Source organism: Arthrobacter sp. GAS37, assembly GCF_044908325.1.
GTDB classification, from domain to species: domain Bacteria; phylum Actinomycetota; class Actinomycetes; order Actinomycetales; family Micrococcaceae; genus Arthrobacter; species Arthrobacter ramosus.
On record NZ_JBIYDB010000002.1, the window covers coordinates 198,934 to 221,949 of the forward strand.

The following is a 23,016-nucleotide window of genomic DNA, read 5'->3' on the forward strand; positions in this document are numbered from 1 at the left end:
CGCCCGTTGGGTCGCCCGCTCGCCAGCGCCAAGGGCGCACGCGGATGATCCTGGAATAGTAAGTACCCTTGCTACTACTTTCGGCGCGTGGTTAGGTGAAGGTAGGACCCAGGAGGGGAGCGCCGGCATTGCGGCTCAGAGTTGAATCCGATTGGACGATTGCGAGGGAGGCTCTCGATGAGTAGTGCAACAGGATCCGATGGCAAACACGTCCGGGCTGACCGCGGCCAGAATGAAGTCCCGGACGCCGCCGAACCACGGCGGGACCGGGTGGACGATGTACGTGGAACTGGCCCTGGTTATGTTGACGACAGCTACGCTGACGACAACTACGTCGACGACACCAGCAGCTTTCCCGTGGTTCCCGCCGCTTCCGACCCGGGCGCCGCCACCCGTGAGACGGTCATCGCCCGCGAAAAGGAGCAGTTCGGCGGAATCAAGATTGGCTCGGCCTTCTTCGGTTGGCTGACCGCCACAGGGATGGCCGTGCTGTTGGTCGCACTCCTGGCGGCGGCGGGGATCGCTGTTGGACTCGCCAACAACGCGAACGTCAGTGACGCAGTGAGCCTGGCGTCATCGCAGACCGTGGGCATTGCGGGGATCATCGCGCTCCTGGTCATCCTGTTCCTTTCCTATTACTGCGGCGGCTACGTTGCCGGACGCATGGCCCGGTTCAACGGCGTCAGGCAAGGGCTCATGGTCTGGTTTTGGGCAATTATCGTCGCCGTGCTGGTGGCGTTGCTGGGCTTGCTCGCCGGACCGCGGTTCAATATCCTCGCCAACGTGAACAGCTTCCCGAGGATCCCGGTGAATGAGGGACAGCTCAGCACAACCGGCATCATCGCCGCCGTCGTGGTGGCAGCAGTGACCCTCGTCGCCGCCGTACTGGGCGGACTGGCCGGGATGCACTACCACCGCAGGGTTGACCGCGCGGGCTTCACCCCAACAGCAGAGGACGTCGAGGCCTAGCCAAAGGCTCCGCCCGCCAACAGCGTCACTCTTTGTACCTTGGCACCAAGGCCTTGCTGTGCTGCTCGTTGACACCCTACAAAATGCCGTGCCAGGCCGCTCTGTAGTGTCGGTTTCAGGGGATTCATTCCACCCCAGGCACAGACAGGACGCACCATGAGCAGCACCGAAACCGCTTCCACGAGACGACCCTCCCCCCGCACCCGCTGGACGTCCACGGACATCGGCCTCATCGCGGTATTCGCAGCCCTCGTGGCCGCCTCAACGCTGATTCCGGGCATTCCGGTCGGCGCCTTGGGCGTGCCGATCACCCTGCAGACCCTCGCGGTCATCCTGACCGGCCTCGTGCTCGGCGGCGGGCGGGCCTTCGCCGCCGTCGGGCTTTACACACTGCTCGGTTTCGCGGGCATGCCGATCTTCAGCGGAGGCCGCAGCGGGCTCGGCATCCTGGCGACACCGTCGGCCGGCTACATCATCGCCTTTCCGTTGGCGGCGGCCGCCGCCGGCTGGCTGGCAGCGATCGTGATCCGCAAGACCGTCAAGCACCGTGCCGTTTTCCTGTTCGCCGCCGCCATGATCAGCACAATCGTCCTCATCCACGGCCTCGGAGTGCTTGGCTTCATGGTCAACGGCAAGTTCGACTTCGCCAAGGCATTCCTCGCCGACCTGGCGTATTACCCCGGCGACACCATCAAGAACGTCCTGGCGGCGATCATCGCCGTCTCGCTCCACAAGGCCTTCCCGGACATCCTGGTCCGCCGCGTCAAATAAAGCGGGAACAATCAGTACATGAACAACATCATTCTCAGCGAGGTCTCAGTGCGCGTGGCCGTCGACGGCACCCCGGCGCCCAAGACTTTGCTGCAGGACGTCTCCTTGGAACTCACAGAGCAACGCATTGCTGTCATCGGGGCCAACGGCTCAGGAAAGTCCACCCTGCTGCGCTTGCTCAACGGCCTCGTGGCTCCAAGCGAAGGTACCGTCAGCGTCAACGGCGCAGACAGCATGCGGGACGTTCGTCATGTCCGCAGCCAGGTGGGCTTCGTCTTCACCGATCCCCTGTCGCAGTTGGTCATGCCGACCGGCCGGGAAGACGTTGAACTCTCCCTGCGCCGTTCCATCAAGAACTCCAAAGAGCGTGCGGCCCGTGCCGAAGCTGTCCTGCAACGGTTCGGGATCCTGGACCTCGCCGATCAGAGTATTTACGAGCTCTCCGGCGGCGAACGCCAGTTGCTCGCCCTCGCGGCCGTCCTCGCGGTGAATCCCGCCGTGCTGGTCCTCGACGAGCCTTCAACGTTGCTGGACCTGCGCAACCGGGAGCTGCTCAGGCGAACGCTTGCGGGCCTGGAGCAACAGATCATCATGTCCACCCACGATCTCGACCTCGCCCTCGAAGCGGACCGCGCCTTGGTGGTGGATTGCGGACGGATAGTGTTCGACGGCGGAGCAGCCGACGCCGTCGAACACTACCGCGCGCTTTGTGCAAGGGAAGCGGCACCCGGCGAAGTCCGGCGAGTCGCCGCCGAATCCCCACAGGGCAAGGTGCAGGCGACGTGAGGGGCCACCGGGTCCTGATCCCCAACTATGTGCGGGGCGACTCGATCGTGCACCGCACCCCCCTGTGGCTCAAGTTCCTGCTGGTTGCCGGCTGCGGCCTGGCATCGTTCCTGATCGTGGACTGGCTTGTCTCGGCAGCGGTCCTCGCCGTGATGTGCGGACTCTTCCTACTAAGCGGTGCGGGGTTCAAACGGCTCGCGCGTTCCGTGTGGCTCGTGACGCCCATCCTCGCCGTGATCGGCGCCTTCCAATGGTGGCAGCTGGGAGGCCCCGTTGCCGCGCGGATCGTGCTCAATGTGCTGGTCTGCGTCGTCGCGGCGTCGGTCCTTACGGTCACGACTCCCGTGCAGGCGTTGCTGGACGGGGTGGTTGCCCTGTCCAAGCCCTTGAAGCGTTTCGGGGCGGACCCTGAGCGCTTCGCGCTGACCATCGCCATTATGCTGCGCAGCCTTCCGTTCATTGCCGGCGCATTCTCCGATGTCCGTGACTCAGCCCGCGCGCGGGGGCTTGAACGCAATCCCCGTGCCTTGGTCTTGCCGGTGTTCATCACCACGGTTGCCTATGCGCGGCAGACCGGCGACGCCCTGGCCGCACGCGGCCTTGGCGACGCAGAAGACTAATCGCCCTGCAACTGCGAGTACTGGAACATTGCCGCCGTGCCCATTCCACCTGCGATGCTGATCATCGCCAGCGCCAAACTCTCCCGGCCCGGTCGCTCTTCGGCAATCCTGCGGGCCTGGGCCAGTAGCCGTGTCACCAGGACAGCCCCCGACGCACCGTAAGCGTGTCCCAACGCCAGCGCTCCGCCGTCGAGGTTCGCCCGTTCCGGTTCCACTCCCAACGCGTCAAGGCAAGCGAGCGTCTGCGAAGCGAATGCCTCGTTGAATTCCACGAGGTCCAGTTGCCCAGATTCAAGATCCAGCCCCGCCAGCAACCGCTTGGCGGCCACTGAAGCACCGATGCCCAGCAGTTCCGGGTCCACGCCTGCTGTGTCACAGCCCAGGACGAGCAATCCGTCCGCGGCACCAAGTTGCCGGGCCCGCTCCAGCGAAGTGATAACGACGGCGGAGGCCGCGTCCGCATCGAAGCACGAGTTTCCGGCCGTCACAGTGCCGCCCGGTACGAATGCCGGCGCGAAGCGGGCCATGAGTCCGGCCCTAAGGGATGCCCGGGGTCCGTCATCCGCCCGCACCACGGCGCCCCCTGCTTCCAAGGGAACAATTTCCGGGGCGAATGCGCCCGCCGCAGTGGCAGCGACCGCACGCTGGTGACTCCGCAGGGCGAAATCGTCCTGTCGTTCGCGGCTGACGAAGAATTCCCGCGCCACATTTTCGGCAGCCACCCCCATGTCCGGGTCCCCGAACTCGGGCGGCACAAAGGTGGCGCGCGTGTAGAAGTCCGGCTCGCCGTCGGGATCCTGGTTTCGCCGGGCACGCAGCGGGGCAGTACTGATGCTCTCCACTCCCCCGGCCAGAAAGACGCCGTTACCGCCCGCGGCAACGAGCCGGGAGGCCAGGGCGATGGCGTCGAGTCCGGAACCGCACTGCCGGTCCACAGTCAGGCCGGGAACGCCCACAGGCAATCCCGCGCGCAGCGCGGCATACCGGGCCAGGTTTCCGCCTCCGCCCACCGCATTGCCGATCACGACGTCGCTGACGTCAGGGCCGGCAACACCCGTGGCTGTCAGCAGTGAACGCAGGACCGGAGAGAGGAGTTCCTCGGCGCGAAGCGACTTGAGTTGTCCGTTGGCCCGGCAAATAGGTGTACGCAGGGCGGCAATGATCACCGCTTGGCGCGAAGGGTCCGGCCCTGTGCCCGGCCCGCGGCTAGGCAAGGGGTTGCGCCCGCGGATCGTTGTTCTCAATCCAGTCGAGCAACATCTGGCGGCTGACCTTCCCACGGTCCGTCACGGGCAATTCGGACAGCGTGAAGTACCGCAGGGGTCGCTTGTCCCTGGCGAGCAAACCGTCCAGGCCCGTCTTCACTTGGGTTGCCGTCACCGAACCGTAGGCGGGTACGATTCCCGCCACAACTTTCTGACCGCGGACCTCGTCCAGCATTCCGGCCGCGACGGCCGCCGAGACCCCGGGGACCGATGCCAAGGCAAGCTCCACCTCGTGGGGATAGACGTTCCTCCCGGAGGTGATGATCATGTCGGATCGACGGCCGAGGATATGCAGGACACCGGAGTCCAGATAGCCCTGGTCTCCCACGGTGTACCAACCGTCAAAGCACCGGAGTGCCTGGCCGTCGTCGCCCCAAAGGTACCCATTGCTGACCATGCCGGAGCGGACGCAGATGTTCCCGTCGGCACCTTCGGGCGCCTCCGCGCCGTCGTCGTCAATGATCTTGAGTTCGACGCCGGGAAACGGCCCGCCGATTCCCGTGCCGCCGACGTCGAGCGGTTCCCCGGCAGCAAGGCGTGTTCCGGAAACGAAACTGAGCTCGGACGCACCGTAGTACTCGAAAATTGCCGCATTGGGCGCCCAACGCCTGGCGGCCTCAAGGGTGCGGGCGTCCAGTTTCGAGCCTGCACAGATGATGCTCCGCACGCCGGATGCGTCCACGCCTCCGGTCAGTCCGCGCTCGCTCAACAGGCGCAGCATGGTGGGCACGAGGACCAGGCGGGTGACGCCGTCGTAAGCGATGGCTGCGTGGACGTCGCCGACGTCGAAGGTCTCCATGGTGTGGAAGGCGGCCCCGGCGTACAGGCATTCGGACAGGGCGTATAGGTTCAAGCTCGCGGCCAGCGGTCCGGGCGCGAGAGTCCTGTCCTCCTGTGTCAGCCCGAAAAATTCGATGGAGGCGTCAAACGAGACCTGCCACGAACGCCGTGAACGGGTGAAGGCTTTGGGTACGGACGTGGTTCCGGACGTCAGGCCGATCAGGAACGTGGTGTCCGGATGGCCGTCGGACAGCTCGTCGCCGTCGCCAAGCTCACGGGCTGCGGCGGAGGCTTGGGCGGCCGCGGGCCCGGCTTGTCCGATCCTTTGCGCGACCTGATCGATCATGGCTTGCGGCCACAGGGGGTCGAGCACGGCGCAGCGCCGCTCGCCGGCCACGGCGGCCGTGTAGGCCACCACGAAGTCCAGGGAATTGGGCTCGGCGAGTACCGTCGTCGCGGCCGTCTCCCCCAGGCGCAACGTTGCGGCGTCCCGGAGGTCAGCCCAGTTGAGCCGTTTGCCGCCAACGACGACTGCAGTGTCGTCGGGGCGTTCATCGGCCCAGAGCTGAAGTTTGTCCAGGAAAGGCATCATCGAATTTTAGCCTGTACCGCACGCCCAGAACCTTCTGTGACGCCTATCGTTCCCCACCGGCCCCCCTCGCCCCACAAGTTCGGCCAGGGAACCCTGCCGGCGTGGGCCCAGCGCCCTTTTGGGGACGACGGCGGCCGGCCACCTTCGCTGGAAGGTGACCGGCCGCCGTCGTGGTCTAAGCAGGCGCTGGGGACTTAGATGTTGAAGCCGAGGGCCCGCATCTGGTCTTTGCCGTCGTCCGTGATCCGCTCGGGACCCCATGGGGGCATCCATACCCAATTGAGGCGCCAGTCGTCCACGATGCCGTCGAGCGACTGGCCGACCTGCTCTTCAAGGACATCCGTCAGCGGACAGGCCGCCGTCGTCAACGTCATGTCGATGAGCAGAGCGCCGTCGTCTTCCGAGTACTTCAGACCGTAGAGCAGCCCAAGGTCCACCACGTTGACACCGAGTTCCGGGTCAATGACATCCTTGAGCGCCTCCTCGACGTCCTCGAGGCTGGTGCGAGCCGCGTTGATTTCGGTCATGGCGGGAGTCCTAACTAGGCCTGTGCTGCTGCGGCAGCAGCAATGGTGGCTGCGCCGGCGCCCGTGGCGTAACGGTCGTAGCCTTCTTCTTCGAGACGGTCGGCCAATTCGGGGCCGCCCTCTTCGACAACCTGGCCATCAACAAACACGTGGACGAAGTCCGGCTTGATGTAGCGCAGGATGCGGGTGTAGTGGGTGATGAGCAAGGTACCCATGTTTCCCGCGGCGTGGGCGCGATTGACGCCCTCGGAGACGACCTTGAGCGCGTCGACGTCGAGGCCGGAGTCGGTCTCGTCCAGCACGGCGAACTTCGGCTTGAAGAGTTCGAGCTGGAGGATTTCCACGCGCTTCTTCTCGCCGCCGGAGAAGCCTTCGTTGACGTTGCGCTGTGCGAAGTCGGCGTCGATGCGCAGCTGCTGCATGGCCGCCTTGACGTCCTTGGTCCAGGTGCGGAGGGCCGGTGCTACGCCATCGATTGCCGTCTTGGCGGTGCGCAGGAAGTTGGTCATGGTGACGCCCGGAACCTCTACGGGGTACTGCATGGCCAGGAAGACGCCGGCACGGGCGCGCTGGTCAACGCTCATGGCCAGCACGTTTTCGCCATCGAGCGTGATGGTGCCGCTCGTGACGTTGTAGCGCGGGTGGCCGGCAATGGTGGACGCCAGGGTGGACTTGCCCGAACCGTTGGGGCCCATGATTGCGTGGGTCTCGCCGGTCTTGATGGTCAGGCTGACGCCCTTCAGGATCTCCTTGGTGCCCTGCTCCGTCTCGATGCTGACGTGCAGGTCCTTGATCTCAAGAGTAGACATGCTCTTCTTTCTTTCGTAAGTCTTTAGGCACTTGGCGCTCAGTAGTTCTGTACTGAGGCGCCGTTCACAACGTTGGTCACGTCCACGTAGACGTCGTCGCCGTCGAGGGTGACGGCGAAGACCGGGACGGGGTCATAAGCAGGGAGCTGCAAGGGCTGTCCGGTGCGGAGATCGAACTGTGAACCGTGGCCCCAGCATTCGATCGCGCAGCCTTCAATTTCGCCCTCGGCGAGCGAAATGTCCGCGTGCGAGCAGGTGTCGCCGATGGCGTGGATCTCTCCCATCGAGTCCTTGACAATGGCCACGGGGTAGTCATCGATCAGGATGCGCAGCGCCTGCTTGACCTGGATCTCGTTGGCGTTGCATACCAGTTCGCCTTGTGGCTGATCGCTCATAGTCTGTTTTCCCTGCCTGGCTGGTATTAGTTGTCGCTCGCGGCGAGCTCACGCTCAACAGCTTCGGTGAGGCGCTCTTCGAGTGCCGGTACCTTGATCTGCTGGATGATCTCGTTGAGGAAGCCACGGACCACCAAACGGCGGGCAACGTCTTCCGGGATGCCACGTGCCATGAGGTAGAACAAGTGCTCGTCGTCGAAACGGCCGGTGGCGCTGGCGTGGCCGGCACCTTCGATCAAGCCGGTTTCGATTTCGAGGTTCGGCACCGAGTCGGCGCGTGCACCGTCCGTGAGGACCAGGTTGCGGTTGGCCTCGTAAGAGTCGGTGCCTTCTGCTTCCTTACGGATCAGGACGTCGCCCACCCACACGGTGTGTGCGTTGCGGCCCTGCAGGGCACCCTTGTACAGCACGCGGGACTTGCAGTTGGCCACGGCGTGGTCAACGAAAAGCCGCTGTTCGAGGTGCTGCCCGGCGTCGGCGAAGTACAAGCCGAACATCTCGACGTCGGCGCCCGGCGCCGTGAAGCGGGTCGAAGGTGTCACTCGGACAACGTCGCCGCCGAGGCTGACCACGATGTGCTTGAATTTCGCGTCGCGGCCGATCTTGGCCTGCTGCGAGGAGGCGTGCACCGCGTCGTCGTTCCATTCCTGGAGCGAAATAACCGTGAGCTCCGCGCCGTCCTCCACGAGGATTTCAACGTTCTCGGACACGACGGCGCTGCCCTGGTGGTCAAGGACGACCACAGCCTTGGAGAATCGCTCCGCCACGATCACGATGTGCTGTGCGGAAGCTTCAGTTGAGGTGCCGGTAAGCAACACTGACACTTCGCCGTCGAGCCGGAGCTCGGCGGGCACCGTGATGACGGTGGCCTCGGCGAAGTTCTCCCAGGCGTTGGCGGACACGCGGTCCTCCGGAATGGCCGCGGAGCCGATACGGACGTCGTCCCGCCCCACGGTCTCGACGACGACGCCGTCCGGGCCGGTAACGGCCACGGACGGTGCCGAACCGGAGAGGACCTCGTTGTGAAGGCCGCGAAGCCGCTTGAGCGGGGTGAAGCGCCAGTCTTCTTCCAACCCGGTGAGGGGCTTGAAGTCAGCCAACTTGTACGAGGTCAGCCGACCTGCACGCGAACTGTCCGGAATTCCAACGCCGCCGCCGTGGGAGTGGCTCTTGGCCGAGGCGCCCGCAAGCGGTCCGGCCGAAGGCGCCTGTTCCGACGTCTTTTCCGAGGTGGAAGACGTGTTGGTGCCGGTGTTGACCGGCGAGAGGTTCTCGCCCTCTTCGGTGAAACCGTTGATAAATGGCTTTGCCGATGGCGCGCCGATGCGGGCCTTTTCAGTAGTGATTTCAGTCATTGCTAACCGACGGATCCTTCCATCTGCAGTTCAATCAGGCGGTTGAGTTCAAGGGCGTATTCCATAGGCAACTCACGGGCAATCGGCTCAATGAAGCCGCGCACGATCATGGCCATGGCCTCGTCCTCGGGCATACCGCGAGACATCAGATAGAAGAGCTGCTCCTCACTGACTCGGGAAACGGTGGCCTCGTGACCCATCACCACGTCATCCTCGCGGATGTCGATGTAGGGATAGGTGTCGGAACGGGAAATGGTGTCAACCAACAAAGCGTCGCAACGCACGGTGTTGGCGGAGTGCTTGGCGCCTTCGCGGACCTGGACCAGGCCTCGGTAGGCTGCACGACCGCCGCCGCGGGCCACGGACTTGGAAATGATGGAGCTCTTGGTGTTCGGCGCGATGTGGACCATCTTCGAGCCGGTGTCCTGGTGCTGGCCTTCGCCGGCGAAGGCGATGGACAGGGTCTCACCCTTGGCGTGCTCGCCGACCAGGTAGACAGCAGGGTACTTCATGGTCACCTTGGAGCCGATGTTGCCATCGATCCATTCCATGGTGGCGCCTTCTTCGCAGATGGCGCGCTTGGTAACCAGGTTGTACACGTTGGTGGACCAGTTCTGGATGGTCGTGTAACGGACGCGGGCGCCCTTCTTCACGATGATTTCCACCACGGCGGAGTGCAGCGAGTCCGAAGTGTAGATCGGAGCGGTGCAGCCTTCGATGTAGTGGACGTAGGAGTCCTCGTCCGCGATGATCAGGGTGCGCTCGAACTGGCCCATGTTCTCGGTGTTGATGCGGAAGTAGGCCTGCAGCGGGATGTCCACGTGGACGCCCTTGGGGACGTACACGAAGGAACCGCCGGACCACACGGCCGTGTTCAGCGACGCGAACTTGTTGTCGCCCACCGGAATGATGGTGCCGAAGTACTCCTGGAAGATCTCCGGGTGCTCGCGGAGCGCGGTGTCGGTGTCCAGGAAGATAACGCCCTGTGCTTCCAGGTCCTCGCGGATCTGGTGGTACACAACCTCGGACTCGTACTGCGCGGCCACGCCGGACACGAGGCGGCTGCGCTCGGCTTCCGGGATACCCAGCTTCTCGTAGGTGTTGCGGATGTCCTCGGGGAGGTCTTCCCACGTGGCAGCCTGCTTCTCGGTGGAGCGCACGAAGTACTTGATGTTGTCGAAGTCGATGCCGGAGAGGTCTGCACCCCAGGTGGGCATGGGCTTGCGGTCGAAGTACTTCAAGCCCTTCAGGCGGAGGTCCAGCATCCATTGCGGCTCGCTCTTCTTGGCCGAAATGTCGCGGACTACCTCTTCGTTGAGACCACGGCGTGCGTTCGCGCCGACGTCGTTCTTGTCAGCCCATCCGTACTCGTAGGTGCCAATACCGTGCAGCTCGGGATTCTTCTCCAGAATCTCCGAGATCACAGCACCGTCAGCTAGCGCTTTCTCTGCTGTTCCTTCAGCTAATTGACCCGTCATCACGGCCTTTCTTACTGATTGTTGGATTCGACATGGGGCGCGGCCTGCAGCTTCGGAAACCCGAGGGCCTCCTTGGCGGCTGGCCTGCCGGTAGGAATGTGGGTGGTGCAGACATGCCCTCCCTGCGCGAGGGTGGAGAGCCTGCGGACATCGACGCCGACCAAACGGGAAAAAAGTTCGGTCTCAGTGTCGCAAAAAACGGGAAATTCCGCGGCGAGCTGCTGGATGGGGCAATGGCCCTGGCACAGCTGGACGCTCGAGAGGGAAGCGGGCAAAGGCGCCTTGGTCTCAATCGACGCAGCCGACGCGACGTATCCGTCCCTGCTCAGCGCCTTGGACAGCGCCACAGCGCGGGCCGCAATGTCGGAACCCGCCAGGTCGACTTCGGGTGCGTAGCGCTGTTCCATCTCGGCGAAGCGCTCTACTGCATAGTCCCTCACAGCTTCTTCGCCGGCGAGGTCCCGAAGCCTCCGCAACGCGGAACTGGCAATGTTCAGGTAGTCATCCCCGAGCTTCGACTGCCCTTGGGAGCTGAGGACATAGCGACGGGCCGGCCGGCCTGCGCCGGCACCCGCCTTTGCGACGCGTTTTACCTCGATGACCCCGGCGCGCTGAAGGTGATCCAGGTGCCGGCGGACAGCTGCAGGGGTGAAGCCGAGCATGTCGCCAAGTTCAGCCGCGCTGACAGGGCCGTGTTCCAACACCGCGTTGAGAACACGGTCCCGGGTGCGGTCTTCCGCGTCAGCCACGCCAACGGCTGTGCCACCGGGCACAGGCATGACCGCGCTATGCCTTGCGGGCACGGAAACAGAACTCCTCATGGAATACACAACACAATCATGTCGTAATTTAGTCCGTGCATCCAGTAAGGCAAGGCTCGCCTGCGGCACCTTGCCCGTTGCACCCCTACTACTTCACGTAGAATACTCTGGTGCGATCCCCCGAATCCCCTGTCCTCACCATCGATGGACTCATCAAGGACGTTGGCCCGCTGGCTTCCCTTGACGGCAAGATGCTCCGGGTAGTCAGCGGATTGTCGATGTTCGCAGAACGCGGCCAGATCACTGCCTTGCTGGGTGCCAACGGTGCGGGAAAGACAACAACGCTCGAATGCGCGCAAGGACTTCAAAAGCGTACGCGCGGCCGCATCGAACTCCTTGGCGAAGACCCTGACACGGCCGGCGCGAACCTTCGTTCGCGCGTCGGCGTGATGCTGCAGGACGGCGGCCTCCCGCCGTCGGCCCGTCCCATCCCCTTGCTTCGGCACATTGCCGGCATGTACCAGAACCCCCTTCCCTTGGACGGCCTCGTGGAGCGCCTGGGGATCGACACCTTCAGCCGCACCGGCGTCCGGCGCTTGTCCGGCGGCCAAAAGCAACGGCTCTCGCTTGCGGCTGCCCTGATCGGCAACCCCGAAGTCCTTTTCCTGGACGAGCCCAGCGCGGGACTCGATCCCCAGTCGCGCCAAATCGTCTTTGAGCTCATCGCCGAACTGCGGGATGCCGGCATGGGTATCATCCTCACCACGCACCTCATGGATGATGCCCAGAGGCTTGCGGACTACGTTTACATCATCGACGCCGGTCACAACGTCGCAGAGGGCACCGTTGCCGACTTGTTGAGCCACGGCCACGAGGCCATGGACGGGGTGACCGAACGCACCCTGTTCTTTGATGCCCCGGCCGGCCTTGACATTGCCGCGGCCATCGGCGACGAACTGACCATCACCGAAAGCCGGGCGGGCAGCTACGCAATCGCAGGCACGCTGACGCCGCAACATCTGGCGAAGCTCACGGCCTGGTGGGCCGAGAAGGGCATCATGCCGGCCTCCCTCCGCTTGGAGGCGCGCAGCTTGGAAGACGTTTTCCTGGACATTTCCGGAAGGGACATCCGATGACCAGCGCAACCCCCGCCCTCAGCACACCCCACGCCGGACCAGCGCCCTTGATGCGCAGGATCCTGCTGCAGGGCCGCTACGAAACGTTGACCATGATCCGGAACGGCGAGCAGCTGATCCTCGCGGTGATCATGCCTTTGCTGGCCTTGGTGGGGCTCACCGTCACACCGCTGCTCGATGGCTTGGGATCCAGTCGCGTGGACATCGCGACGCCGGGCGTTCTCGCACTGTGTGCCATGTCCACGGCATTCACCGGCCAAGGCATCGCCACCGGCTTCGACCGCCGCTACGGCGTGCTCCGCTTCCTCTCGACCACTCCCTTGGGCCGGACCGGGCTCATTTCAGGCAAGATCATCGCCGTCTTGGCCGTCCTGGTCCTCCAGGTCCTGGTGATCGGGACGGTGGCCGCGTTGCTGGGCTGGCATCCGCGGCCCGAAGGTTGGCTTCCCGGCCTGGGCCTGTTGGTTCTCGGGGCTGCCGCCTTCACCGCGCTCGGACTCCTGGTTGCCGGTACCGTGCGGCCGGAGGCAACCCTCGCCATCACGAACCTGCTCTGGATTCTGCTCGGCGCCCTCGGCGGAATCGTGGTTCCTGCCGAGCGTTTGCCGGACCTGGCACAGAACATCGTGCACTTCCTGCCCTCGGGGGCCCTGGGGCAGTCACTCAGGGACGCCTTCCTCCATGGCAGCGTGTCCCTGCCCTACGTTCTTGTGCTGCTGCTATGGACGATCGTCCCTGGCGCGGCCGCCGTCCGCTGGTTCAAATGGAACTGAGCGTCCCGTTGTGGAACCGAACCGTCAGCGTGAATTGAGTACCCAGAATTGAGAAAACTGTGAGCACGGCTTCCCGCCTCCCGAAGTCCATCCAGCAGTTGACCGCCAAGCTGCCCACTGAAGTCAACAGCACCGTCCGCAGGCTGGCCATGTTGTCCCTGATCGGCCAGGTGGTCCTGGTGGTCACTGGCGGCGCGGTCCGTCTGACATCCTCGGGGCTCGGCTGCCCGACATGGCCACGCTGCACCAGCGGTTCCCTCGTGAACACGCCGGAGATGGGCATCCACGGCTTCATCGAATTCGGCAACCGCATGCTGACGTTCGCCTTGGCGGCCGTCGCCGTCCTGATGCTGGTGTATTTGTGGAACCTCCGCAAGGAACGTCGCGACCTTTTCCTCCTGGCTGTGGGCCTGCTTGCCAGCATTCCGGCACAGGCCATCATCGGCGGCATCACCGTGCTCTCCAATCTGAACCCCTGGGTTGTCGGACTGCACTTCCTGGTTTCCATGGCCCTGGTCGTCTTCTCCACGCTCCTGGTCAACCGCGCCTATGGCCGGACCGGCCGCTTCATGGAACGACCGTTGGCACCCATCCCGGGCGCAATGAGCCCCGTCATGACCGCCGTCGCGTTCTTCTCGGCAGTTGCGGTGTGCCTCGGCGTCGTGGTGACTGGCGCAGGACCCCACGCCGGAGACGCCAATGCGCCGCGCAACGACCTCGACTGGGACCTCTTCTCGCACATCCACGCAGTGCCGGCGTACCTCATCACGGCCGGAGCCGTCTTCGCCGTCTACTTCGTCCTGCGCAAGGGAATCACCGGCGCGTTCCGCGCTGCGGCCTTGCTGCTGCTCGCCGTGACGGTCCTGCAGGCGGTCATTGGCTTTGCCCAGTACTACAACGGCATCCCCGCGCTCCTGGTTGGGGCGCACATGTTGGGTGCCGCCCTGCTCATGAGTGCCGCCACGAACGCGGCGGATGTGGCCCGGTTCAGCCCGAAGCTCTAGCCCCTGGCGGCTGCTTGGCTCGCCTTAGCCAAAGGGAAGACCCTCCTTCACGTCATGTGACGTGAAGGAGGGTCTTCCGTTTTACCCCTATAGCTGAGCGGGCGTTTGGGAAAAAGGGCTCATAGGTGAGCGGGCGTTTGGGAAAAAGGGCTCATAGCTGAGCGGGCGTCCTACAGTGACGGGGACGTCAGCCGCCGATGATCGGGGAACCGATGAACGGGTCCACCGCGAGGGCAATGAAGAGAAGCGTCAGGTAGCTGATGGAGCCATGGAAGACCTTCATGGCTCCCTTGTTTGAGACGTCCCCGCCCTGGGCCCGGTTGTAGAGGGCATGGGATTCATAGAGGAACCAGGCGCCCGCGAGGACGGCGGCGATGGTGTACACCCAGCCCGCGCGGCCAACCGGCACCAAAAGCAGCGAGCACACCACCATGGCCCAGGCGTACAGGACCACCTGGACGGAAACCACCTTGGCACCGGCGATGGCGCCCAGCATGGGGACGTTGGCGTTGCGGTAGTCCTCGCCGTACCGCATCGACAGCGGCCAGTAGTGCGGCGGAGTCCACAGGAAAATCACCATGAAGAGCACGACAGCGGGCCACTCAACAGTGTTTGTTACCGCCGCCCAGGCGATCAGCACCGGGAAGCAGCCAGCCGCGCCGCCCCATACGATGTTCTGTGCCGTGCGGCGCTTGAGGATCATCGTGTAGATGACAACGTAGAAAACAATCGCACCAAGGCCGAGCCAAGCCGAAAGCGGGTTGGCCCCGAACCACAGGATGGCGATGGAGGCAGTTCCAAGGATCCACGCGAAGACGAGTGCTTCGCGAGGGGTGACTTCGCCCGTCACGAGGGGCCGCTTTTCGGTGCGGTGCATCAATTTGTCGATGTCGCGGTCGATGTAGCAGTTGAAGACCCCCGCGCTGCCGGCGGCGAAAGCGCCGCCCACCAACGTGGCCAGAATCAAGCCGATGGACGGGAAACCCCGCTGCGCGAAGATCATGGTGGGCAAGGTACTGACGAGCAGCAACTCGATCACGCGGGGTTTGGTCAGTGCCAGATACGCCTTGAACTTACGGGACATTCCGCGCTTCCCCACAGCCGGGGAAGCATTGAGGGGCGTATCTGTTGTGCTCACGTTGGCAGTCACTCTGTTCTTTGCTGGTGTTGTCAAGGCGGGTTTCCCGCGGTGGCGGCACCCCGGTTCGGCCTCCAGATATCATACCGTGGCCTGTCCGACGCCACGGCACCCGGAGCTTTCCCTTGTTTCCGAAAGTTCACCGGCACTTTGCCGCCGCCGTGATTCATAAAACGGAATATGCGTCCATTTTTTGAGATTCCCACCATTCGGGGCCGCGAACCGGGCTAAGCTGTCTGCAGATCAGCTCACGCAAGGTTTCCGAGAAAGCGTATTCTCAGATTTGCATGTCTGGATGATAGATCAACGTTTCAATGGTGAACGGCTGGTAGGAACTTCGCAGCGGGCGCCATCCTGTGCCCGAGGCTTGCCATGTGCCGTCACCAGCCGTCAGCACAGAGAGGGGCTCGGTTTACGTGCCACATTTGGAAGAGCAAGAACTGACTTGGACAAGCCTGGACCAGCGCGCCGTGGATACCGTCCGCGTTTTGGCCGCTGACGCCGTCGAGAAGGTCGGCAACGGTCACCCCGGCACGGCCATGAGCCTTGCACCGGCCGCCTACCTTCTCTTCCAGAAGCTGATGCGCCACGACCCGAAGCACCCGGACTGGATCGGCCGTGACCGGTTCATCCTGTCCCCCGGACACACATCGCTGACCCTGTACATCCAGCTGTTCCTTTCCGGCTACGGCCTGGAGCTGAAGGACCTCGAGGCCCTCCGCACGTGGGGATCGCTGACCCCCGGCCACCCGGAATACAAGCACACCGCCGGCGTCGAGATCACCACCGGCCCGCTGGGCCAAGGCCTGGCCTCCTCCGTCGGTTTCGCTTACTCGCAGCGCCGCCAACGCGGCCTGTTCGACGCCGATGCTCCCGCCGGCGAGAGCCCGTTCGACCACACCATCTGGGTCATTGCCTCCGACGGCGACCTCCAGGAAGGCGTCACCTCGGAAGCTTCTTCCCTGGCCGGGCACCAGGAACTGGGCAACCTCGTGGTGATCTACGACGAGAACCACATCTCCATCGAAGACGACACCGACGTCGCGTTCACCGAAGACGTGCTCAAGCGCTACGAGGCCTACGGCTGGCACACCCAGCGCGTGGACTGGACCAAGACCGGCGAATACGTCGAAGACGTCCAGGAACTCTACGCCGCCCTGCTCGCCGCGAAGGCCGAGACGTCCAAGCCGTCCATCATCTCGCTGCGCACCATCATCGGCTACCCTGCCCCCAAGAAGCAGAACACCGGCAAGATCCACGGATCCGCCCTCGGCGCCGAGGAAGTCGCAGCACTGAAGGAAGTCCTGGGCTTCGACCCCGAGCGTTCCTTCCAGGTTGACGAGGACGTCCTGGCACATGCACGTGCCGTCGTCGAACGCGGCGCAGCCGAGCGCGGCGAATGGCAGGCAACCTTCGAGGCGTGGCAGGCCGCCAACCCGGAGGGCGCTGCGTTGCTGGAGCGCATCGAGGCCAAGAAGCTTCCTGTCGAGCTCGACGCCGTCCTGCCGGTGTTCGAAGCAGGCAAGGAAGTTTCCACCCGCGCCGCGTCCGGCAAGGTCCTGAACGCGATCGGCCCGGTCCTTCCGGAACTGTGGGGCGGCTCGGCCGACCTCGCCGAGTCCAACAACACCACCATCGAGGGTTCGCCGTCGTTCATTCCGACCTCGCGCTCCACCGGCGCCTGGAAGGGCAACCCCTACGGCCGGGTGCTGCACTTCGGCATCCGCGAGCACGCCGCCGCGTCGATCGTGAACGGCATCTCGCTGCACGGCCGGACCCGGGCGTTCTCCGGCACGTTCCTGATCTTCAGCGACTACCAGCGTCCCGCGATCCGCCTTGGCGCCCTCATGGGTGTCCCGTCGCTGTACGTCTGGACCCACGACTCGATCGGCCTGGGCGAAGACGGCCCCACCCACCAGCCGGTGGAGCAGCTGTCCACCCTGCGCGCCATCCCGGGCCTGGACGTTGTCCGTCCCGGCGACGCCAACGAGGTTGCCGCAGCGTGGAAGACCATGCTGGAGAACCACGAGAACCCGGCAGGCATCGTACTGACCCGCCAGAACATCCCGACCTACGCACGCGGCGAGGGCATTGCCGATGGTGACACCTTCGGCTCCACCGCCGGCGTCGCAAAGGGCGGCTACGTCCTGGCAGAGGCTTCGAAGGACGGCGCCACGGTCCTGGCCGACGTCATCCTGATCGGCACCGGTTCAGAGGTCCAGCTCGCAGTGAACGCCCGCGAAGCACTCCAGGCCGAAGGCATCGCCACCCGCGTCGTCTCTATGCCGTGCGTCGAATGGTTCAACAAGCAGGACTCCGCGTACCGCGAGTCCGTGCTCCCGGCCGCCGTCAAGGCCCGCGTCTCGGTCGAAGCCGGCCTGGCACTGGGCTGGAAGGAATTCGTCGGCGACGCCGGACGCTCCATCAGCCTCGAGCACTTCGGCGCCTCCGCAGACTACAAGCGCCTCTTCAAGGAGTTCGGCATCACGGCAGAAGCAGTCGCCGCCGCCGCCAAGGACTCCCTCGCGGGTCTCAGTAGCTGAAGACGCTTCTGAGACGAATCCGACAGCAACGAACAGATTTCCAAGGAGATTAAAGAAATGACTACGACTCCCACCCAGCAGCTTTCCGACGCCGGTGTGTCCATCTGGCTTGACGACCTTTCCCGGGAACGCCTTTCCAGCGGCAGCCTGCGGAAGCTCATCGAAGAGAAGAACGTGGTTGGTGTCACCACCAACCCGTCCATCTTCCACGCCGCCATCACCGCCGGCAGCGACTACGACGCAGTGATTGCCGAAGAGGCCGCCAAGGGGGCGTCCGTCGAGGAGACTGTCTTCGAGATCACCACCACCGACGTCGCCGACGCCTGCGACCTCTTCGCACCGGTCGCAGCAGCGAGCAAGGGCGTCGACGGCCGTGTCTCCATCGAGGTGGACCCCCGCCTGGCGTGGGACACCGAAGGCACCATCGCCGAGGCCAAGCACCTGTACAAGAAGGTCAACAAGGACAACGTCCACATCAAGATCCCGGCAACCCTTGAAGGCCTCGCCGCCATCACGGCAACCCTGGCCGAGGGCATCAGCGTCAACGTGACCTTGATCTTCTCCCTGGAGCGCTACCGCGCCGTCATCAACGCTTTCCAGTCCGGCCTGGAGCTGGCCAAGGAAAACGGCCACGACCTCTCAAAGATCCACTCGGTGGCGTCCTTCTTCGTCTCCCGCGTTGACTCCGAGATCGACAAGCGCCTCAATGCCCTCGGCACCGACGAAGCCAAGGCCCTCAAGGGCAAGGCCGGCGTTGCCAACGCCCGCCTCGCGTACCAGGTCTACGAAGAGCTGTTCTCCACCGAGCGTTGGGCAGTCCTGGCCGCGGCCGGCGCGCTCCCCCAGCGCCCGCTGTGGGCTTCGACCGGCGTGAAGGACCCGGCCTACCCGGACACCCTGTACGTGACCGAACTGGTCGCCGCCGGCGTCGTCAACACCATGCCGGAAAAGACCCTCGACGCCACGTTCGACCACGGCGTGGTCACGGGTGACACCGTCTCCGGCACCTACGAGGAAGCAAACAGCGTCCTCAATGCGCTGGAGGGCCTGGCCATCTCCTACAACGACGTCGTCGCAATCCTCGAATCCGAGGGCCTGGACAAGTTCGTCGCCAGCTGGAAGGAACTTCTGGCCGACGTCGAAGGTGCCCTCGCCTCAGCACGGAAGGCTTCCTAACCCACATGAGCACTCTCAGCTACGACGCCAGCGGTGCTGCGCAGCAGGCCATCGAGCAGCACATCCCGGCACTTGTCGAAGACCGGATTGCCACGAGGATTTTCGCTAAGGACCACACTCTGTGGGGTCCGGATGCCGAGTCCGAATCGGCCATCCGTCTCGGATGGGTGGAAGCGGCAACCGTTTCCCAGCCCTTGGTCGAAGGAATCCTGGAACTCCGGGATGCCCTCCGGGCCGAAGGCGTCTCCCGCATTGTCCTGTGTGGCATGGGCGGTTCTTCACTTGCTCCCGAGGTCATTGCCGGCACCGCTGGCGTCGAGCTGACCGTGCTGGACAGCACAGACCCCGAACAGGTCGGTGCTGCCCTCGCGGACCGCCTGGCCGAGACGGCAATCGTGGTCTCTTCCAAGTCAGGCTCCACCGTGGAAACCGACTCGCAGCGACGGGTATTCGAGCAGGCCTTCACCGAGGCCGGCATCGATGCCAAGAGCCGCATCGTCATCGTGACGGATCCCGGTTCCCCGCTGGACAAGGCCTCACGTGAAGCCGGCTACCGTGCCGTCTTCAACGCCGACCCGAACGTCGGCGGCCGCTTTTCGGCGCTGACGGCTTTCGGATTGGTCCCGAGTGGCCTCGCCGGAGTCGACATCCAGGCATTCCTGGATGAGGCCGAGGAAGCCGGGGGAGTCCTCAACGAGGACTCCCCCGAAAACATCGGGCTCCGGCTCGGTGCTGCGCTCGGCGGAACCACCCCGCTGCGCAACAAGATCGTCATCGTCGAAGACGGCTCCGGAATCGTTGGATTTGCGGACTGGGCCGAGCAGCTCATCGCCGAGTCCACAGGCAAGCTCGGCACGGGGGTTCTCCCGGTTGTTGCAGGTCCTTCCGCACCCGAGGTCAGCAGCGGTGCGGAAGACGTCCTGGTGATCCGCCTCGTCGGTGCGGAATCCGACGTCGAACTCGGTGCAAACGAAGCCGCCATCGCCGGTGGCTTGGCCACCCAGATGTTCGTCTGGGAATTCGCCACCTCGGTCGCAGGTCGCCTGCTCGGCATCAACCCCTTTGACCAGCCCGACGTCGAGGCAGCCAAGATTGCCGCACGCGGCCTCTTGGACGCCCGTCCCGAGCCGACGCCGGCGAACTTCGTGGACGGCGCAATCGAGGTCCGCGGGGGTGCGTGGCTCGGCGACGCGGCAACGGCCGCCGACGCCGTCAAGGCGCTCCTCGGCGAACTCGGCACGGACGGCTACCTCAGCGTCCAGGCATATTTCGACCGGATCGCATTCGCGCAGCTGGAAGGCATCCGCGACGAGCTCGCCGGCCTCAGTGGCCGGCCGGTCACTTTCGGCTGGGGTCCGCGCTTCCTGCACTCCACCGGACAATTCCACAAGGGCGGACCGGCCATCGGTTCGTTCCTGCAGGTTACGGCTTCCGCGACCGGCGACATCGCCATCCCGGAACGCCCGTTCACTTTCGGTCAACTGATTGCAGCCCAGGCGGCCGGCGATGCCCAGGTTCTCGAGAACCACGGCCGTCCGGTCCTGCGGCTGCACCTCACGGATCGTGGAGCCGGCGTTGCCCAGCTCCAGGAAATCGTCGCCGCATTGGCCGGCCAGGCCAGCGCGCTCGAAAGCTAAGGCACAAACCCAAACATGCCAGAAACTGAAATCGGTTACAGGTCCACCGGAAAGGCAAGTCGCCGCAATCCCCTCCGGGATCCTCGGGACCGGCGCCTGAACCGCATCGCAGGGCCTTCGTCATTGGTGTTCTTCGGAGTCACCGGTGACCTTGCCCGTAAGAAACTCATGCCGGCGGTCTACGACCTCGCCAACCGTGGGCTGTTGCCGCCGAGCTTCGCGCTCGTCGGCTTCGGCCGGCGGGACTGGAGCAACGAGGATTTCGCGGACGAGGTCAAGGAGAACGTCAAGGCGCACTCCCGCACCCCGTTCGACGACGCCGTCTGGAACCAGCTCTCCGAGGGCATCCGCTTTGTCCAGGGAGAGTTCGACGACGACCAGGCGTTCAAGCGCCTCAGCGCCACCCTTGACGAACTGGACGAGACCCGCGGCACGCGCGGGAATCACGGTTTCTACTTGTCCATTCCGCCCAAGGCCTTCGAGCAGGTCTGCCAACAGCTCTCCAAGCACGGGCTCGCGCAGGCCGGCGACGCCCAATGGCGCCGGGTGGTCATCGAGAAGCCCTTCGGTCACGACCTGGCGTCCGCGCGCAAGCTCAACGACATCGTCGAGTCCGTCTTCCCGCCCGATTCCGTGTTCCGGATCGACCACTACCTTGGCAAGGAGACGGTGCAGAACATCCTGGCGCTGCGCTTCGCCAACCAGCTGTTCGAGCCCTTGTGGAACGCCAACTACGTTGACCACGTCCAGATCACCATGGCCGAGGACATCGGCACCGGTGGCCGGGCGGGATACTACGACGGCGTCGGGGCGGCCCGCGACGTCATCCAGAACCACCTGCTGCAGCTCCTGGCCCTGACGGCCATGGAGGAGCCCATCTCCTTCAACGCCGATGACCTGCGTGCCGAAAAGGAAAAGGTCCTGGCCGCGGTCAGGCTCCCCGAAGACCTCTCCACCCACTCGGCCCGCGGGCAGTTCACCGGCGGCTGGCAGGGCGGGGAACTGGTCCAGGGCTACCTCGAGGAAGAAGGCATTCCGGCCGATTCCAAGACGGAAACCTTCGCGGCCATCCGCCTGGACATCAACACCCGGCGCTGGGCCGGCGCGCCGTTCTACCTGAGGGCCGGCAAACGGCTGGGCCGGCGCGTCACGGAAATCGCGGTGGTGTTCAAGCGGGCACCCAACCTGCTCTTCCGCGGCCACGGCGAGGACGACTTCGGCCAGAACGCCGTGGTCATCCGGGTCCAGCCCGACGAGGGCGCCACCATCCGCTTCGGTTCCAAGGTCCCGGGCACGCAGATGGAAGTCCGCGACGTCACCATGGACTTCGGCTACGGACACTCGTTCACGGAGTCCAGCCCGGAGGCCTACGAACGCCTCATCCTGGACGTGCTGCTGGGCGAGCCCCCGCTCTTCCCGCGGCACCAGGAAGTCGAGGAGTCCTGGAAGATCCTGGACCCCTTCGAAGAATACTGGGCCGGACTCGACGAACAACCCGAACCCTATGCCCCCGGCAGCTGGGGCCCGGCCTCGGCCGACGAGCTGCTTGCCCGCGACGGACGAACCTGGAGAAGGCCATGATCGTAGATCTTCCCGACACCACCACCTCCAAGATCTCCAAGAAGATCACCTCCCTGCGCGAGCAGGGAGGCGTGATCGCCCTCGGACGCGTCCTGACCCTCGTCGTCGTCACGAAGTCCGGTCTCGAGGAAGAAGCCATCGAGGCAGCCAACGAGGCCAGCCGCGAACACCCCTGCCGCATCATCGTCCTCGCGGACGCCGGCAGCGAAGCGCCCAACCGCCTCGACGCCCAGATCCGGGTGGGCGGCGACGCCGGCGCATCAGAGGTGATCGTGCTGCGCGGCTACGGTGAGCTCGCCAAGGAGAGCGAATCCCTCGTCGCGGCACTGCTTCTGCCCGATGCGCCGATCGTGGCCTGGTGGCCGCATGGAGCACCCGAGAACGCCTGCGAGACCTCCATCGGACGCATCGCACACCGCCGCATCACGGACTCCGCCAACGAGGCCGACCCCGCAGCAGCGCTGGCCCGGATCCGGAAAACGTACCGGGCAGGCGACACCGACCTCGCCTGGACACGCCTGACCAACTGGCGCCTGCAGCTCGCGGCAGCACTGGACCAGGTCGACGAGTCGCCCGTCACGGCCATCGCCGTCGAGGGCGCTTCGGACTCACCCAGCACCCTGCTGCTGGCCGCCTGGCTCACCCTGTTCCTCGACGCACCGGTCCAGATCGTCGCCGACCCGGCAGGAACAGGCATCCGCAGGGTGCGGCTGAGCCGCGCCACCGGCGACGTCCAGCTGGTCCGTCCCGGCCTGACCATCGCGGAACTGACCCAGCCGGGCCAGCCCGCCCAGCGGATTTCACTGCCGCGCCGCAGCCTGCGGGACTGCCTCGCCGAAGAACTGCGCCGACTTGATCCGGACGATGTCTTCGGAGAAGTGATTACTATGGGACTGCCCCGAACCAATAGCAAGGAGTGA

Annotated in this window: 21 protein-coding genes; 12 read left to right on the forward strand and 9 right to left on the reverse strand. The window is 64.7% G+C overall.

The genetic code is table 11. The annotated features are described in order from the left end of the window. Positions 1 to 177: 177 nt before the first annotated feature. From ABH924_RS03165 to ABH924_RS03180, 4 genes are all read left to right on the forward strand, one after another. Positions 178 to 969: a hypothetical protein gene (locus ABH924_RS03165; protein ID WP_404496816.1), complete on the forward strand. Its 792-nt coding sequence runs from the start codon at positions 178 to 180 to the stop codon at positions 967 to 969. 156 nt (positions 970 to 1,125) lie between these two features. Then, positions 1,126 to 1,740 carry a biotin transporter BioY gene (locus ABH924_RS03170; protein ID WP_404496818.1) on the forward strand — a complete coding sequence of 205 codons (615 nt, stop codon included), beginning with the start codon at positions 1,126 to 1,128 and terminating at the stop codon, positions 1,738 to 1,740. Between the two features lie 18 nt (positions 1,741 to 1,758). Beyond that, positions 1,759 to 2,526 (forward strand): energy-coupling factor ABC transporter ATP-binding protein, encoded by a 768-nt coding sequence (locus ABH924_RS03175; protein WP_404496820.1) that lies wholly within the window; start codon positions 1,759 to 1,761, stop codon positions 2,524 to 2,526. Next, a complete protein-coding gene (locus ABH924_RS03180) occupies positions 2,523 to 3,146 on the forward strand; it encodes an energy-coupling factor transporter transmembrane component T family protein (protein ID WP_404496822.1) in 624 nt (207 codons plus the stop codon). Before ABH924_RS03175 ends, ABH924_RS03180 begins: the two co-directional genes overlap by 4 nt. Here the strand turns inward: ABH924_RS03180 and ABH924_RS03185 are convergent. The 8 genes from ABH924_RS03185 to ABH924_RS03220 form a co-directional block, all read right to left on the reverse strand. Continuing rightward, complete coding sequence (locus tag ABH924_RS03185; protein WP_404496824.1) at positions 3,143 to 4,312, reverse strand: thiolase family protein; 1,170 nt, start codon at positions 4,310 to 4,312, stop codon at positions 3,143 to 3,145. The two genes, ABH924_RS03180 and ABH924_RS03185, sit on opposite strands and share 4 nt — an antisense overlap. 40 nt (positions 4,313 to 4,352) lie before the next feature. Further along, on the reverse strand, positions 4,353 to 5,780 hold the full coding sequence (locus ABH924_RS03190) for a class I adenylate-forming enzyme family protein (protein ID WP_404496826.1): 1,428 nt from the start codon (positions 5,778 to 5,780) through the stop codon (positions 4,353 to 4,355). A gap of 197 nt (positions 5,781 to 5,977) precedes the next feature. Next, positions 5,978 to 6,310, reverse strand: a complete 333-nt coding sequence (locus ABH924_RS03195) for a metal-sulfur cluster assembly factor (protein ID WP_234749426.1) — start codon at positions 6,308 to 6,310, stop codon at positions 5,978 to 5,980. 14 nt (positions 6,311 to 6,324) lie between these two features. Next, positions 6,325 to 7,119: a Fe-S cluster assembly ATPase SufC gene (gene sufC, locus ABH924_RS03200; RefSeq protein ID WP_234749429.1), complete on the reverse strand. Its 795-nt coding sequence runs from the start codon at positions 7,117 to 7,119 to the stop codon at positions 6,325 to 6,327. Positions 7,120 to 7,157: 38 nt separating this feature from the next. Beyond that, complete coding sequence (locus tag ABH924_RS03205; RefSeq protein WP_059389267.1) at positions 7,158 to 7,514, reverse strand: non-heme iron oxygenase ferredoxin subunit; 357 nt, start codon at positions 7,512 to 7,514, stop codon at positions 7,158 to 7,160. A gap of 26 nt (positions 7,515 to 7,540) precedes the next feature. Beyond that, positions 7,541 to 8,869, reverse strand: coding sequence for a Fe-S cluster assembly protein SufD (gene sufD / locus ABH924_RS03210; RefSeq protein WP_234749432.1), 1,329 nt, complete (start codon positions 8,867 to 8,869; stop codon positions 7,541 to 7,543). A gap of 2 nt (positions 8,870 to 8,871) precedes the next feature. Further along, complete coding sequence (gene sufB, locus ABH924_RS03215) at positions 8,872 to 10,347, reverse strand: Fe-S cluster assembly protein SufB (RefSeq protein WP_234749436.1); 1,476 nt, start codon at positions 10,345 to 10,347, stop codon at positions 8,872 to 8,874. An 11-nt stretch (positions 10,348 to 10,358) separates the two neighbouring features. Next, positions 10,359 to 11,126 (reverse strand): MarR family transcriptional regulator, encoded by a 768-nt coding sequence (locus tag ABH924_RS03220; protein ID WP_345452210.1) that lies wholly within the window; start codon positions 11,124 to 11,126, stop codon positions 10,359 to 10,361. A gap of 152 nt (positions 11,127 to 11,278) precedes the next feature. On the opposite strand from ABH924_RS03220, the gene ABH924_RS03225 reads away from it, so the two are divergent. From ABH924_RS03225 to ABH924_RS03235, 3 genes are read left to right on the forward strand one after another with little or no spacing between them, the layout of a single operon-like run. After that, on the forward strand, positions 11,279 to 12,244 hold the full coding sequence (locus ABH924_RS03225; RefSeq protein WP_404496829.1) for an ABC transporter ATP-binding protein: 966 nt from the start codon (positions 11,279 to 11,281) through the stop codon (positions 12,242 to 12,244). Beyond that, positions 12,241 to 13,017, forward strand: coding sequence for an ABC transporter permease (locus tag ABH924_RS03230; RefSeq protein WP_404496831.1), 777 nt, complete (start codon positions 12,241 to 12,243; stop codon positions 13,015 to 13,017). Before ABH924_RS03225 ends, ABH924_RS03230 begins: the two co-directional genes overlap by 4 nt. A 59-nt stretch (positions 13,018 to 13,076) precedes the next feature. Then, positions 13,077 to 14,021: a heme A synthase gene (locus ABH924_RS03235; protein WP_404496833.1), complete on the forward strand. Its 945-nt coding sequence runs from the start codon at positions 13,077 to 13,079 to the stop codon at positions 14,019 to 14,021. A 187-nt stretch (positions 14,022 to 14,208) separates the two neighbouring features. On the opposite strand, the gene ABH924_RS03240 is transcribed toward ABH924_RS03235, so the two are convergent. Continuing rightward, entirely contained in the window at positions 14,209 to 15,171 is a 963-nt protein-coding gene (locus ABH924_RS03240; protein WP_404496835.1) for a heme o synthase, read from the reverse strand. Positions 15,172 to 15,584: 413 nt separating this feature from the next. On the opposite strand from ABH924_RS03240, the gene tkt reads away from it, so the two are divergent. From tkt to ABH924_RS03265, 5 genes are read left to right on the forward strand one after another with little or no spacing between them, the layout of a single operon-like run. Beyond that, positions 15,585 to 17,702 (forward strand): transketolase, encoded by a 2,118-nt coding sequence (tkt, locus tag ABH924_RS03245; protein ID WP_404496968.1) that lies wholly within the window; start codon positions 15,585 to 15,587, stop codon positions 17,700 to 17,702. Positions 17,703 to 17,759: 57 nt separating this feature from the next. Then, a complete protein-coding gene (tal, locus tag ABH924_RS03250) occupies positions 17,760 to 18,878 on the forward strand; it encodes a transaldolase (protein WP_404496837.1) in 1,119 nt (372 codons plus the stop codon). Positions 18,879 to 18,883: 5 nt separating this feature from the next. Next, the gene (locus tag ABH924_RS03255; RefSeq protein ID WP_404496839.1) at positions 18,884 to 20,515 is read left to right on the forward strand and encodes a glucose-6-phosphate isomerase; all 1,632 of its coding nucleotides are present in this window, start codon (positions 18,884 to 18,886) and stop codon (positions 20,513 to 20,515) included. A 15-nt stretch (positions 20,516 to 20,530) separates the two neighbouring features. Further along, positions 20,531 to 22,096 (forward strand): glucose-6-phosphate dehydrogenase, encoded by a 1,566-nt coding sequence (zwf, locus tag ABH924_RS03260; RefSeq protein WP_404496841.1) that lies wholly within the window; start codon positions 20,531 to 20,533, stop codon positions 22,094 to 22,096. Further along, on the forward strand, positions 22,093 to 23,016 hold the full coding sequence (locus ABH924_RS03265) for a glucose-6-phosphate dehydrogenase assembly protein OpcA (protein WP_234749456.1): 924 nt from the start codon (positions 22,093 to 22,095) through the stop codon (positions 23,014 to 23,016). Before zwf ends, ABH924_RS03265 begins: the two co-directional genes overlap by 4 nt.